The organism is Microbacterium sp. (assembly GCF_041909575.1).
Taxonomy (GTDB): domain Bacteria; phylum Actinomycetota; class Actinomycetes; order Actinomycetales; family Microbacteriaceae; genus Microbacterium.
The window spans coordinates 1-12425 of sequence record NZ_JAYRDE010000089.1 but is presented as its reverse complement, the minus strand read 5'-3'; the positions used below and the strand labels follow the sequence as shown (position 1 = coordinate 12425).

Here is a 12425-nt window from a genome sequence, read left to right as displayed (position 1 = left end):
CGTCGACGACGCGCTTGGCGAACCCGGGCGCCCACGAGTTGCTCGTGAACGGAGCGATGCCCTGGGGTCCCGCCACCTGGATCTCGCCATGATCGGTCCAGTTCACGAGGTCCTCGGACGAGATCAGCGTGATCTGGTTGATGTTCCCGTAGTTGATCTGAGGCGAGATGCCGGTGACCGGGTCGGGCGCGTACCCCTGGGTGTCGTTCGTCATGAACATGTACACCCGGCCGTCCTCGGCGTAGCCGAATCCGTCGGCGCCGAACTTGTGGCCGATGAGCGGGTTGTGCTCACCGGGCACCTTGCCGACGACCTCGATCGTCTTCGAGGGCGGCGGGGGCGGCGGGCTGCCGATGAGCGACACATCATCGACGACGAAGTCCATCAGGTGCGTCGCGGGATCGGTCGAGGGAGAGCTCGTCCACGGCGTCTCGATGAACAGGCGCGCCGTCGACACGCTCTGGCTCGCCGGGATCGTGAACGTCGCGTTGATGTAGCCCCACTGACCGCGCGCCGGCGTGGCGCTCCCGAGGTTCGTGTAGGTGCTGCCCCCGTAGTGCATGGTGGCGAAGAACTGCTTGGTGGCGGGGCTCGCGGGGTTGTCGTACTTCACCCGCGCCTTGACCGTGTAGGTGCTCCCGGCCTGCAGCTTGCCGCTCAGGTCCTGCATCGGCCCCGAGCCCGTCGTGGTGCGTCCGGCGATCCGCACGGCCGACGCGCCGGAGTACGCGTCCGTCACGATCGACAGCGTCCCGCCGTCCGTCGCGTTGCCGTTGTTCACGAACCATCCCTGCACGCCGGACTCGAATCCGCCGTTCACGATGAGCTCTTCGTCCGCGGCGGTCGCCGACGGCGCGACGAGCCCGCCGACCAGCAGCGCGGTGGCTGCCACCCCGGCGCCGATCACGCCCGCCGTCCGGCGGCGTCTCACCGCGGGACGGATCATCTTCATGGACAAGGTCTCCTCCTCATTGATCGATCAACCTTGGTCCACCTGCACCGCGCTCGAATCGCGGGGGGACGAGGGACCGGGCCGGATTCCCCTTGCTCAGATCTGCTGGGCACTGCGCCGTGCTCTCCCGGCCCCATTGGTGGACGCTTCGCATGTTAGCGGTCACAGCAAGACCTCACAAGACCCTGTTGTTCGCGCTATCAAACTCCGGCATGATCGGAAGAACCCACGAGCGGACCCCTGCCCGTCGAGCCGCTCGACGCGAAGGAGCGTTCATGGCCGCGACCCGTCTGCGCCCCGACCGGGCTCGCCGTCCCCGGCGCGCGCGTACCACAGCATCCCCTTCCACGAGGCGCTGCGCGGTCGTCCTTTGCATCCCGCTCCTGCTCGCGGGATGCGCGGACCCGAGCGAGGCGAGCCTCACGTTCTGGTCGTTCACCGGCATCCAGCAGGGCGACCAGGTGCAGCGTTATCTCGAGGCGAACCCGGGGACGCGCATCGCGCTGAGCGAGGTCGGGACGTCGGCCGAGACCGCCGACGCCCTCACGGCCGCGCTGGCCGGCGGTCGCGCGCCGGATCTGGTGCTGATCCAGGGCGAAGACCTGCCGCGATTCGTCGCGGCGGACGAGCACTTCCTCGATCTGCGCCGTGTCGCCGGGGCCGACCTCTCCGGCGAGTACCTGTCCTGGGCCTGGGACGCAGCGACCACCCCCACGGGCAAGGTGATCGGCGTCCCGACCGACGTCGGCGGCATGGCTCTCGCCTATCGGGCCGATCTGTTCGAAGCGGCAGGGCTGCCTTCGGACCCCGCCTCCGTGCAGGAGCTGTGGCCGACGTGGGAGGCCTTCATCGAGGTCGGTGCACGGTTCGCGGCACAGTCGGACGCCGCCTTCGTCGACAACGTCAGCACCACCGTCTTCGTCAATGCCTCCAACCAGCTCGCCGTGAAGTACTACGACGAAGCGGGTGCGCCCGTGCACGCCGACAATCCGGAGCTGCGCGAGGCGTTCGACACCGCACTGGCCGCGCACGACGCCGGCATCAGCGCGGGCCTCCCCGCGTTCACCGCCGGATGGTCGGGTGCGATGGCCCGCGGCGACTTCGCGGTGATGGCCGCCCCCTCGTGGATGCTGCGGGTCATGTCGTCGACCGCGCCGGAGACGAGCGGGGACTGGCGGATCGTCCCGGTGCCCGGCGTCGCCGGGAACTGGGGCGGGAGCTACCTCGCTATACCGGCGGGATCGCGGCATCCGAAAGCCGCATGGGACTACATCGCCGCCACCCAGTCGGCCGCGGCGCAGACCGACCACTTCGTCTCCGGCGGACCCCTCCCCGCGGCCGTCGCACCCTACGAGGAGGGAGACCTCGCCGCCTTCGGCGACCCGTTCTTCGGCGACTCCGACATCGGCACGGTGTTCACGAACTCGATCCTGGGAATGGAGCCGGTGCCGCAGGGTCCGGCATCCGGCACGATCAACGCCGCCTTCCTGCGAGCGCTGACCGCGGTCGAGCAGGGCTCCCTCGCGCCGGCGGACGCGTGGCGCTCGGCGCTCGAGGCGGTGGATGCCGCCCTCCCGGCGTCGGCGGACGGCCCGTGATCGAGCGGCCCGTGATCGAGCGGCCCGGCCTGCGACGGACACGGCGCAGCGACGGCTGGACGCCGTACGCATTCCTCGCGCCGTTCGTGCTCCTGTTCGCGGTCTTCACGGCCGCCCCCTCTCTCGCGACGTTCGCGCTGGCGTGGTGGGAATGGGATCCGCTCGGCGGGCGGACCTGGGCGGGCACGGCGAACTTCGAGCGCCTGGTCGCCGACCCCCGCTTCTGGACCGCGACGGTCAACACGCTCGCGATCGCGGCGCTGGCCACGGTCGCCCAGGTCTCGGTCGGTGCGGTGCTGGCCCACGCCGCGCGCGGCGCGACGTCGCGCGCGGGGACCGCGCTGGGTGTCTCGCTCCTGGTCCCGTACGTCACCTCGGGCGCCGCGGTCGCGATCCTGGTGGCGCAGCTCGTCGACCGGGACTACGGCGCGCTCACCCGTGCGCTGGCAGCGCTGGGCGTCGACGACGTCGATGTGCTCGCCCATCCGGCCGGCGCCTGGACCGTCGTGGCCGCGATGGTGGCCTGGCGATGGTTCGGGTTCACCACCCTGCTCATGATGGCGGCGCTGCGCTCCGCGCCGCGCGATCTGTTCCGGGCGGCCGAGCTCGACGGCGCGGGCTCCTGGGCGCAGTTCCGGTTCCTGTCGCTCCCCCTCCTCGGGCCGGTGATCGCCTTCAGCTTCCTCACGTCCGTCGTGGGAGCGCTGCAGCTCTTCACGGAGCCGCTGATGGCCGACCCCACGGGAATCACGTGCGGTCCCGCGCGCCAGTGCCAGACGCTGGCGCTCCTCGTCTACGAGGTCGGCTTCCGGGACTACCAGTTCGGCTACGCCGCCGCGGTCGCCGCCGCGGTCTTCGTGCTGACCGCGGCGCTCGTCGCGGGCTTCTTCGCGGGCTTCCGGCGCCTCGGGTGGACGACGTGACGACGCGGTGGCGGGGCGGCGCGCTGCTGCTGGGGGCCTGTCTGTTGTGCTGGGCGCCGCTCTGGTTCATGGTCTCGGTCGCCTCGCGCGACAGCGCGGCCGCCACGACCTTCCCACCCCCGCTCATCCCGGGCTCGAACCTCGGCGAGAACGTGCGCGCGGTCCTGTCCGCGGTCTCGTTCGCGCAGTCGCTGATCAACTCCGCCGTCGTGTCGAGCTGCGTCGCGGTGGGCGGTTCCCTGGTGTGCGCGCTGGCGGGATTCGCCTTCGCGAAGCTGCGGTTCCCCGGCCGCACGGCGCTCTTCACCCTCGTGCTGCTCGGCCTGACCCTCCCCGTGCAAGTCGCGGTGATCCCGAGCTATCTTCTGATGTCGTCGCTGGGCTGGGTGGACTCGCTGCGCGCGCTCATCGTCCCGGGGCTGGCCAGCGCGTTCGGCGTCTTCTGGATGCGCCAGTACATCGCCGCCGCGCTGCCGGACGAGCTGCTCGACGCCGCAGCGCTCGACGGCTGCGGCCCGTGGCGCACGTTCCGGCACATCGCGCTCCCCCTGGTCCGGCGCGGAGCGATCGTCCTCGGCGGCCTGCTGTTCGTCTCGTCCTGGAGCGACTTCATGTGGCCGTTCATCGTGCTGCGATCACCCGGCACGCACACCGTGCAGGTCGCGCTGCGCGCGCTGCAGGGCGAGTACGGCGTCGACTACGCCCTCGTGTTCGCAGGCGCGCTCGTGGCAACGATCCCGGCGCTGCTCCTGCTCGCGGTCGCCGGCCGGTTCCTCCGCGGGGCGGTGGCGCCGATAGAGTCGCGGTGACCCCCGGCGCCGACCCGAACCAGCCCGAATGGAACATCCCTCCACCCCACGCCCGCATGCGCACGTCACGATGCAGGACGTCGCGGAGAAGGCGGGCGTCTCGGCGCAGACGGTCTCGAACGTCGTCAACGGCCGCACGGAGCGGGTCAGCGCCGAGACGATCGACCGCGTCGCGCGCGTCATCGACGATCTCGGCTACCGGCTCAACCAGAGCGCCCGGTCACTGCGGAAGGGCCGCACCGGCATCGTCGGCCTCGGCGTTCCGATCCTGGCCTCCGAGTACTACGGCGAGCTCGCGGAGCGGCTCTCGCAGCGCTTCTCCGCGCGTGGCATCCGATTGGTCACCGAGAACACCGGCGGAGTCATGACCGCGGAGATCGAGTCGCTCGCGGCCTCGCACCTCGAGACCTACGACGGCTTCATCCTCGCGATCGCGGCGAGCGAATCCGCCGACCTCGGTCGCATCCCGCCCGCGAAGCCCATCGTGCTCCTCGGCGAGCGGGCGCTCGCGACGCGTTTCGACCACGTGCTCATGGACAACGTGGCCGGCGGGCGGCTCGCGACGGGCCACCTGCTGGACCGCGGCGCCCGTTCAGTCATCGCGCTGGGAGGATCGGCGACCGGGATCGAGTCGATGCAGACCCTGCGCACGCAGGGGTATCTCGCTGCGCACCGTGAGCGCGGGCTGCCCGTGCGGTCCGAGCTCATCGTGGCCTCGGGACTCGACATGACCGACGGATTCCGCGCCGTGACGACCCTGATCGACGAGGGCGCCCGGTTCGACGGCGTGTTCGCCCTCACCGACTCGAGTGCCTTCGGCGCGCTCCGCGCGCTGGCCGATCGCGGCATCCGCGTTCCCGCCGACGTGCAGGTCGTGGGCTTCGACAACGTCCGGGCGGCGGCGCACGTGGTGCCCCGGCTCACGACGGTCGAGCCGGGCAACGACGCGATGGCCGACGAGATCGTCGCGATCATGCTGGCGCGCCTGCAGACGGAGGGGGCGTCCGGCCCCCCGCTCCGCAGCATGACGCCGCCGCGCCTGGTGGTGCGCGAGACCACGCGTTGACCGGCGGCGGGGCACCAGGGTGCCGCCTCAGTCCCCCGGCGCCACGCTGAGCCGGTTCTTGCCCGCGCGCTTGGAGGCGTACATCGCGGCGTCGGCGCGGACGAGCAGCTGATCGCTCGCCGGCAGCGGATCGACCGCCGGGTCGAAGAGCGCGATCCCGACGCTCACCGAGACCCCCACCACGCCGCCGGCAAGCGACATCGGGGCCCGGCAGACCTCCAGGATCCGCTCCGCGACCGCCTCGGCGGCTTCGGCATCGGCGTGGCGGCACACGACGACGAACTCATCGCCGCCGATCCTGCCGAGCGTGTCGCCGGCGCGCACGCTGTCGCGCAGCCGGGTCGCGAGCTCGACGAGCACCTGATCGCCGACGGCGTGGCCGAACGCGTCGTTCATCCCCTTGAACTCGTCGACGTCGAGGAACAGCACGGCGAGCGGCTCCCCCTCCGACGCGGCCGCGGCGAGGGCGTCGTCGAGGTTGGACTGCAGCAGCTGCCGGTTCCCCACGCCGGTGAGCTGGTCGTGGAGGGCCAGGAAGGCCAGGCGGCGCTGCAGCCGGACGCGGACGAGGGTCTGCGAGGCCTGCCTGCCGAGCGCCTGCTGCAGCTCGAAGTACCGATCGTCGAAGTCGACGCGGCGCGCGAAGAAGCACACGAGGATGCCGAGCCGCCGGCCGTCGGCGACGAGAGGAGCGACGGTGAGCGACGCGAGTCGGCTCTGCCGCATCGCCGCCGCCACCTCCGGGTACCGCTGGTTCTCGTCGGCGGCGTGCACCACGACGACTTCCGCGGCGGCCCGGAGCTCCGGCACCGGCGCGACCATCCCCGCCAGCGGATTGGAGCCTCCGACGAGCTGCAGGTCGCCGTCGTCCGCGATCAGGAAGACCCCGGTCTCGCGGGCGGCGAACGCTTCGCGCGCGACGGCGGCGAACGATTCCGCGACGTCTTCGTCCGTCGCACTCACGCCGAAGGTGGAGGACACCTCCTGCAGGACGCGCACGCGCTCCTCGGACGACTCCGCCGTGCGGCGCGCGAGGAGCAGATCGCGCTCGTAGCGGACGCGCTCGGTCGCGTTGAACACGGCCATCCGGATGCGGCCGGCGTCGAGGTCGCGCACCGCGTTCACGAGCGCGGGCAGGGGCGTCCCGTCCGCGCCGTGCAGCGTCAGTGCCACCTCGTCGATCGCACCCTGCAGGTGCAGCACCGGGCTGTGGCGCGTGTCGAAGAAGAGCCGGCTGCCGGCATCCAGCAGCGACGCGAACGAGCGTCCGATCACGTCGTCGCGCGGATGCCCCGTCCACGCGAGGAAGGTGTCGTTCGCGTCGAGGATGCGGCCGTCGAGCGTGGTCGAGAGCAGGCCGCACGGGGCGAGTCGGAACCAGTCGTCCTCGGCCGCCGACATCACGACAGGAAATCCCGGATCGCGGCGGACACCTCGTCGGGCGCGGAGAGGATCGGCACGTGCCCGATCGCGTCGAGTTCCACGAACCGGCTCCCCGGGATCTCCGCGTGCACGAACCGGCCGACCTCGGTCGGCGCGATCGCGTCGGCACGGCACTGCAGGATCAGGGTCGGCACGCTCACGTGGGCGAGATCGGCCCGGTTGTCGGACAGGAACGTGACCCGGGCGAACTGTCGCGCGATCTCGGGGTCGAGGCGGCAGAAGCTCTCGGTGAGCCGCTCGCCCAGCTCCGGCCGGGCGGGCGTGCCCATGATCATGGGGGCTGCCTGCTGGGCCCAGCCGAGGTAGTTCGCGTCGAGCGCGTCCAGCAGGGCGTCGATGTCAGCCTGCTCGAACCCGCCGCGGTAGTCGCCCTCGTTCGTGTAGCGCGGGGACGGGTCGACCAGGACGAGTGCGCGGAAGCGGGACGGCTGCCGGTTCGCCGCCAGCACGCCGATCATCGCGCTCACCGAGTGGCCGACGAAGACGACGTCGGACACCTCCAGCGCCTCGAGGATCTCGAGGACATCCGTGGCGTAGCCGTCGAGCGAGTCGTACTTCCCGCGTTCGTAGGCGGAGGCATCCGATCCTCCCGCTCCGACATGGTCGAAGAGCACCACACGATGATCGCTCTCGAATCTGGGCGCGACGGCGGCCCACGTCTCCTGGCTGCAGCCGAACCCGTGGGCGAACACCACGACGGGCGCGCTCGGATCCCCCGTGACCGTGACGTTGTTGCGGTGCAGGGCGTCGGCCGTCGGGACCTCGGTCACTGTCTCCCCATCCTGGGAACACGAAAGCCTGCGGAGATCCGCAGGCTTTCGATCGTTACTGTCTCAACACAGTGCGCGCCCGAAGGGACTCGAACCCCTAACCTTCTGATCCGTAGTCAGATGCTCTATCCATTGAGCTACGGGCGCAGGTTGCCCGCTCTCGCGCACAACGTCGTCCAGAATACCCCACGCTCCGGCATGCACGCGAATCGAGCGGGACGGATGCTCCGCCCCGGGCGTGTCGGTGAAGACGCACCTCACAGCCCGTCGAGGGCACGGAGCTGGCGCAGCAGCGCGACCTGCCGGTACGACGTGTCGATGAGTTCGGCGAGCAGCTCCCAGTCGCCGGCGTCCGCCGTCACGCGAAGGGCGAGCCAGCCGTAGGCGCCCTCGTACGGCGGGACGAAGACATCGTCCCGCTCGCGCAGCACCTGTCGCTCCGAGTCGTCGGGGATGAAGACCACCGCGCCTTCACCCGCGACGCCGACGAGCGCGAACTGCCGCCTGCCGGCACGGAACGTGCACCGCCCGTGCGAGATCGCCTCCACGGCCTCGGGGTAGGGCAGGCACAGACCGCGCACCCGTGCGACCAGCGGATGATCGGGCGGGAAGTGCATCGGATGTCCGGCCGCATCGACGTCCACCCCGCCGAGCGTACGCCACGGTTCAGACGTCGAGCTCGGTCAGGTCGACTCCCGATGCGCGCGGGGCCGGCGGCGCGTCCACGGCGGGAGCGGCGTCCTCCTCGGCGAGCCGGCGCCGGTGTGCGGCGAGCTTGGGCAGATCCACCAGTCGCAGCGACTGCATGCGGGCGGCGCGCATCTTGTCGTAGTCGGGGTCGAGGTCGGCGCGCATGCCCTCCACGCGGAGCCGGCGCTGCAGGTTCGCCTCGACGTCGCCCCACGCGGCGTCCCTCGACTGCTCGACGAGGGTGCGCACGGCGTGGGGATCCTCGGCGATCCGGCGGAGCTCCTTGGCGACGCCGACGTACTGGCGATGGCGCTTACGGAGGTTGCGCATGTCGCGGTCGCGGTAGTCGTGCGTGCCGTCGGGGTCGGTGAACTTCCCCCACGCCTTCTTGCGCTGGCGCTTGGCGAGCGCCGCGGCGGCCTCCTGCTCCTCCGCGAGCGAGATGAGCGTGTCGTGCGCGAACGGAGCGAAGGTCGCGACCTCGAACGGAGCGTCGTGCGCGATCGTCTCGACGAGGATGTGATTGCGCACGGCCAGCCGCGCCGCGGCGGACGCGATGGACACGCCCTCGGCGATCGCCTCCGCGGTCTTGCCCATCGCACCTCCCGTACCGAGGCTAGCGTCAGCGGCACCGTCGCGAGTCCGCGAGAATCGTTGGACCGTTCGATGACGACGAGAGGGACCGACATGGCGAGGATGCAGCGACTCGACGTGCGCGGCAGGACCAGCGTGATCACGGGAGCCGCGAGCGGCATGGGCGCCGAGGTCGCGCGCGAGCTGGACCGCCGCGGCGCGCGGCTGGCGCTCCTCGACCGCAACGCCGACGGGCTGGCGGCACTCACCGCCGATCTGACCGGCACCGGCCACACGACGCACGTCATCGACCTCACCGACGATGACGCCGTCTTCGCCCTCGCCGCCGAGATCGAAGCATCCCACCCTCATGTGCAGGCGCTGATCACGTGCGCGGGCTCGTCGATGCTCGGTGACATCGATCAGCTGACGATGGCCGAGATGCGCTGGCTCATGGACGTCAACCTGTGGGGCACCGTGAACATCACCAAAGCGCTGCTGCCGGCGATGCGTCGCGAGCCCGCTGCGCACGTCACGCACCTGGTGAGCATCTACGGCCTCGCCGCGCCCGCGGGACGCATCCCCTACGCGATGAGCAAGTTCGCCGTCCGCGGCTTCACGGAGTCGCTGCGCCATGAGCTCGAGCGCACGAACGTGACGGTCGGCGCGATCTACCCCGCCGGCGTGAAGACCGGCATCATCGGCCGCGGGCGCTACGCGGAAGCGATCGACCCGGCCGTCGCCGAGCGTGCCGCCGCGGCGCAGGCCGCGATGTACCACACCGAGCCCGCGGACGCGGCGGCGCGCATCGTCGAGGCGACGGTGCGGCGCCGGCCGCGCACGATGATCGGGCGCGAGGCGCGCCCGGTCGATGTGCGGTCGCGGCACACCCCCCCCCCCGACGGGGCGCCGAAGCGGCGCCCGCTGCGTGCGGCGATCGACACGACGACGCCGATCGGCTGAGCGCTCACTCGGGCTTGGAGTAGGTGGCCTTGCCGAAGCCGAGGATGAAGTAGCCGATGAAGGCGAACAGCCACAGCAGGAAGAACGACCACGCGCCGCCCTTGCCGAAGCCGCGACCCACGCGGATCGACACCAGGATCGAGAACACGATGTTCACGATCGGGATCAGGTAGAGCAGCGTCAGCCAGGCCGAGTAGCCGGCGATCTTGACGAGGATCACGACGTTGACGATCGGGATGATCGCAAGGATGCCGGGATACCCCGCCTTGCTGAAGACCTTCCAGAGCGCGACGGCGACCAGGACGTACCAGATCAGCGCGAACACGCTGTAGACGCCCCAGAGCGAGGTGAGATCGGCTGTGTCGGTGACGGTGTTGGCGAGAGTCATGCGCTCAGCATAGGGGTCGTGCCATGGCCGGCATGTGAACGCGCGAGTACCAATATCGGCGCGGCGGCGCAAGCCCCGGCCTGCGGTGCGGCCGCACCCATAGCGTCAGACGGCGATCGCATCGACGGCCGGTCCAAACCGATCCGGCGAGCGATCCGAACAACATTCCACACGCGGCATCCGCCGCCACGAAATCAGGAGGGACGCTCATGGGATCGTCACCCAATCGCCTCGTCGCCACGATCTTCGGCGCTGTCTACCTCGTCGTCGGGGCCCTCGGCTTCGCCGTCACCGGTGGCGTCGGGTTCATCGCGACCGAAGGCGGGCTGCTGCTCGGCATCTTCGAGGTCAACCCGCTGCACAACATCGCGCACCTGCTGATCGGCGCCGCGCTGCTCATCGCCGGCCTGAGCAACGCTCGCGCCGCGAAGACCGTCAACATCGTCGTGGGCGCGGTCTACCTGCTGCTCGGCGTCGTCGGGTTCTTCCTGGTCGGCACCGCGCTGAACATCCTCGCGCTCAACACGTTCGACCACTTCCTCCACCTCGCGAGCGCCCTGGTGCTCCTCGGTGTCGGACTCGGCGCCGAGCGCTCGGTCAGCACCAGCACCCGCACGGCCTGATCGGCATCGCATGACCACCGCGCTCACCACGCCGCAGGCGGGTCCCCGGACGTCCGACCGGACGACCGGGACCCCCCTCGGGGGCATCGCCGTCCCGTGGGCGGCTGTCGCGGCATGGGGCGCGGGATTGATCGAGCTCGCCATCGGCGCCGGAGCGGTTCCGCAGGGCGGTGCCGCCCGGGGGGCCGGCGTCGTCCTGCTGGCGCTCGGCGCGGCCGGGCTCGTATGGGGAGCCGTGACGCTCGCCCGTGGACGCATCGTCGTTCCGCGGACGGGCGTCGCGGCGGCTCTCGCCGGCATCGCCGCCGCCACGGTCGCCGTGGCGTCGGACCCGGTGCGCACCAGTGTGCTGGCGGTGGCCGCCGCTGCGGCGCTGCTCGTCACGATCGCGCTCGCGTGCGCCTCGGTGCTGCGGCGCCGGGCCCGGAAGGCGACGGATGCCGCACCCCCGCGGGTGTGGGCCATCCTGGTGGCCGCGGTCCTGGTGGCCGGGCTCGTCACGCCGGCGCTCGGCGCCACCGAGGCCGGTCGCAACGCCACCGGACACGGCGGGCACGAGCTCGTCGATCCGGGCCACCACTGAGGCGGCTCTCGAGGTCAGCCGATCGCGCCGATCCGCCAGGAGGCGGTGGTCTCGGCGCCCGGCTCGAGGGCGATGAGCCCGGTGTGGAACGCGTAGTCGGCGTCGTTGTACGCATCCGGCGCGCACGTCATGGGCTCGACAGCGAGGCCCAGGCGGCTGAGCTCCGGCTCCGACTTGTCGGCGGTGTGGATCTGCACCCAGGGGCAGGCGGCATCCCACGACATCTGCACGCCCGACCCGGCGGCATCGGTCACGCGCACGGTGGCGATGCCGGCCTCGTCGCGGGTGAGGCCGGAGTAGGCGTGGTCGATCTCCACGGCCCCCAGCCTGCGAGGGGTGCGGAAGTCGAACCGCTCGGGATCGTCCGCGTCGACGGCGACGAGGTCGGTCGGGATGAGCCGGTCCTCGGTGACGCCCAGGACCTGCGCCGCAGGGAGCTCGAGCGTCCAGTCGTCGACATGTCCCGCGCCGGCGACGAGGTAGGGGTGCGGGCCGGTGCCCCAGGGCGCGGCCTCGGCGCTGTCGTTGCGCGCGGTCACGGACTGCGTGAGCCCCTCGGGGCCGAGCGAGAACGTGGTCACCACGACGATCCGCCACGGGTAGGAGCTCTGCGGCTGGATCACGGCAGCGAGCGTCACGTGGTCCGGCCCCTTGTCGACGGCCTCGAAGTCCAGCCATGCTGCCAGTCCGTGCAGCGCGTGGAGGCGGGCCGGCTCGGTGAGGGCGAGCTGACGCTCGACGCCGCCGAAGGTATAGCGGCCGTCCACGACGCGGTTCGGCCACGGCGCGAGCGTCGCGCCGCGATAGGAGGGGCGCACCTCGTCCGCGTCGAAGGGCACCACCAGGTTGCGGCCGCGGCAGGTCAGCGAGCGGACGGTCGCACCGATGCTGGCGATGACCGCCTCGTAATCGCCCGCGCGGAGCGCGTGCTGTGTGCCGGACGTCGGGATTCGAGGCATGGAGGAGTTCCCCTGGATTCGGTGGGTGGGAGCGGACCCAGTATCCCGCGACGAGCGCAGGTCCCGCGACCGGGGTCGCGGGACC

Annotated in this window: 14 protein-coding genes and 1 tRNA gene; 7 read left to right on the top strand and 8 right to left on the bottom strand. The window is 71.4% G+C overall.

Annotation, left to right across the window (positions count from 1 at the left end; all coding sequences use genetic code 11):
• A partial coding sequence (locus ACE3O1_RS11925) for a carbohydrate binding domain-containing protein (protein ID WP_374315301.1) occupies positions 1 to 952 on the bottom strand: 952 nt, incomplete at its 3' end.
• A gap of 275 nt (positions 953 to 1227) precedes the next feature.
• Between ACE3O1_RS11925 and ACE3O1_RS11920 the strand changes: the two genes are divergently transcribed.
• From ACE3O1_RS11920 to ACE3O1_RS11905, 4 genes are read left to right on the top strand one after another with little or no spacing between them, the layout of a single operon-like run.
• The gene (locus ACE3O1_RS11920; RefSeq protein WP_374315300.1) at positions 1228 to 2550 is read left to right on the top strand and encodes an ABC transporter substrate-binding protein; all 1323 of its coding nucleotides are present in this window, start codon (positions 1228 to 1230) and stop codon (positions 2548 to 2550) included.
• Positions 2547 to 3473 carry a carbohydrate ABC transporter permease gene (locus tag ACE3O1_RS11915; protein WP_374315298.1) on the top strand — a complete coding sequence of 309 codons (927 nt, stop codon included), beginning with the start codon at positions 2547 to 2549 and terminating at the stop codon, positions 3471 to 3473. The genes ACE3O1_RS11920 and ACE3O1_RS11915 overlap by 4 nt, the downstream gene beginning before the upstream one ends.
• On the top strand, positions 3470 to 4282 hold the full coding sequence (locus ACE3O1_RS11910; protein WP_374315296.1) for a carbohydrate ABC transporter permease: 813 nt from the start codon (positions 3470 to 3472) through the stop codon (positions 4280 to 4282). The genes ACE3O1_RS11915 and ACE3O1_RS11910 overlap by 4 nt, the downstream gene beginning before the upstream one ends.
• A 28-nt stretch (positions 4283 to 4310) precedes the next feature.
• On the top strand, positions 4311 to 5348 hold the full coding sequence (locus tag ACE3O1_RS11905) for a LacI family DNA-binding transcriptional regulator (RefSeq protein ID WP_374315294.1): 1038 nt from the start codon (positions 4311 to 4313) through the stop codon (positions 5346 to 5348).
• A gap of 27 nt (positions 5349 to 5375) precedes the next feature.
• Here the strand turns inward: ACE3O1_RS11905 and ACE3O1_RS11900 are convergent, their stop codons facing one another.
• The 5 genes from ACE3O1_RS11900 to ACE3O1_RS11880 form a co-directional block, all read right to left on the bottom strand.
• Positions 5376 to 6749 (bottom strand): diguanylate cyclase domain-containing protein, encoded by a 1374-nt coding sequence (locus tag ACE3O1_RS11900; protein ID WP_374315291.1) that lies wholly within the window; start codon positions 6747 to 6749, stop codon positions 5376 to 5378.
• Positions 6749 to 7561, bottom strand: a complete 813-nt coding sequence (locus ACE3O1_RS11895; RefSeq protein ID WP_374315289.1) for an alpha/beta fold hydrolase — start codon at positions 7559 to 7561, stop codon at positions 6749 to 6751. Before ACE3O1_RS11895 ends, ACE3O1_RS11900 begins: the two co-directional genes overlap by 1 nt.
• A 74-nt stretch (positions 7562 to 7635) precedes the next feature.
• Positions 7636 to 7708, bottom strand: a tRNA-Arg gene (locus ACE3O1_RS11890).
• 110 nt (positions 7709 to 7818) lie between these two features.
• A complete protein-coding gene (locus ACE3O1_RS11885) occupies positions 7819 to 8205 on the bottom strand; it encodes an MmcQ/YjbR family DNA-binding protein (protein WP_374315287.1) in 387 nt (128 codons plus the stop codon).
• Positions 8206 to 8227: 22 nt separating this feature from the next.
• Positions 8228 to 8848: an asparagine synthase gene (locus ACE3O1_RS11880; protein ID WP_374315285.1), complete on the bottom strand. Its 621-nt coding sequence runs from the start codon at positions 8846 to 8848 to the stop codon at positions 8228 to 8230.
• Between the two features lie 69 nt (positions 8849 to 8917).
• Between ACE3O1_RS11880 and ACE3O1_RS11875 the strand changes: the two genes are divergently transcribed.
• Complete coding sequence (locus tag ACE3O1_RS11875) at positions 8918 to 9787, top strand: SDR family NAD(P)-dependent oxidoreductase (RefSeq protein WP_374315283.1); 870 nt, start codon at positions 8918 to 8920, stop codon at positions 9785 to 9787.
• A gap of 4 nt (positions 9788 to 9791) precedes the next feature.
• Here ACE3O1_RS11875 and ACE3O1_RS11870 read toward each other — a convergent pair whose 3' ends face one another.
• Entirely contained in the window at positions 9792 to 10175 is a 384-nt protein-coding gene (locus ACE3O1_RS11870) for a DUF5684 domain-containing protein (protein ID WP_374315281.1), read from the bottom strand.
• 209 nt (positions 10176 to 10384) lie between these two features.
• Between ACE3O1_RS11870 and ACE3O1_RS11865 the strand changes: the two genes are divergently transcribed.
• Both ACE3O1_RS11865 and ACE3O1_RS11860 read left to right on the top strand, forming a co-directional pair.
• Positions 10385 to 10798 (top strand): DUF4383 domain-containing protein, encoded by a 414-nt coding sequence (locus tag ACE3O1_RS11865; protein WP_374315279.1) that lies wholly within the window; start codon positions 10385 to 10387, stop codon positions 10796 to 10798.
• Positions 10799 to 10808: 10 nt separating this feature from the next.
• Positions 10809 to 11381 (top strand): hypothetical protein, encoded by a 573-nt coding sequence (locus tag ACE3O1_RS11860; RefSeq protein WP_374315277.1) that lies wholly within the window; start codon positions 10809 to 10811, stop codon positions 11379 to 11381.
• A gap of 14 nt (positions 11382 to 11395) precedes the next feature.
• Here the strand turns inward: ACE3O1_RS11860 and ACE3O1_RS11855 are convergent, their stop codons facing one another.
• Complete coding sequence (locus tag ACE3O1_RS11855) at positions 11396 to 12340, bottom strand: aldose 1-epimerase family protein (RefSeq protein ID WP_374315275.1); 945 nt, start codon at positions 12338 to 12340, stop codon at positions 11396 to 11398.
• Positions 12341 to 12425: the final 85 nt, after the last annotated feature.

Coding starts and splice junctions, on each gene's coding strand:
- ACE3O1_RS11920 (WP_374315300.1), top strand. CDS start 1,228: ATGGCCGCGACCCGTCTGCGCCCCGACCGGGCTCGCCGTCCCCGGCGC.
- ACE3O1_RS11905 (WP_374315294.1), top strand. CDS start 4,311: ATGGAACATCCCTCCACCCCACGCCCGCATGCGCACGTCACGATGCAG.
- ACE3O1_RS11900 (WP_374315291.1), bottom strand. CDS start 6,749: ATGTCGGCGGCCGAGGACGACTGGTTCCGACTCGCCCCGTGCGGCCTG.
- ACE3O1_RS11880 (WP_374315285.1), bottom strand. CDS start 8,848: ATGGGCAAGACCGCGGAGGCGATCGCCGAGGGCGTGTCCATCGCGTCC.
- ACE3O1_RS11875 (WP_374315283.1), top strand. CDS start 8,918: ATGACGACGAGAGGGACCGACATGGCGAGGATGCAGCGACTCGACGTG.
- ACE3O1_RS11870 (WP_374315281.1), bottom strand. CDS start 10,175: ATGACTCTCGCCAACACCGTCACCGACACAGCCGATCTCACCTCGCTC.
- ACE3O1_RS11865 (WP_374315279.1), top strand. CDS start 10,385: ATGGGATCGTCACCCAATCGCCTCGTCGCCACGATCTTCGGCGCTGTC.
- ACE3O1_RS11860 (WP_374315277.1), top strand. CDS start 10,809: ATGACCACCGCGCTCACCACGCCGCAGGCGGGTCCCCGGACGTCCGAC.
- ACE3O1_RS11855 (WP_374315275.1), bottom strand. CDS start 12,340: ATGCCTCGAATCCCGACGTCCGGCACACAGCACGCGCTCCGCGCGGGC.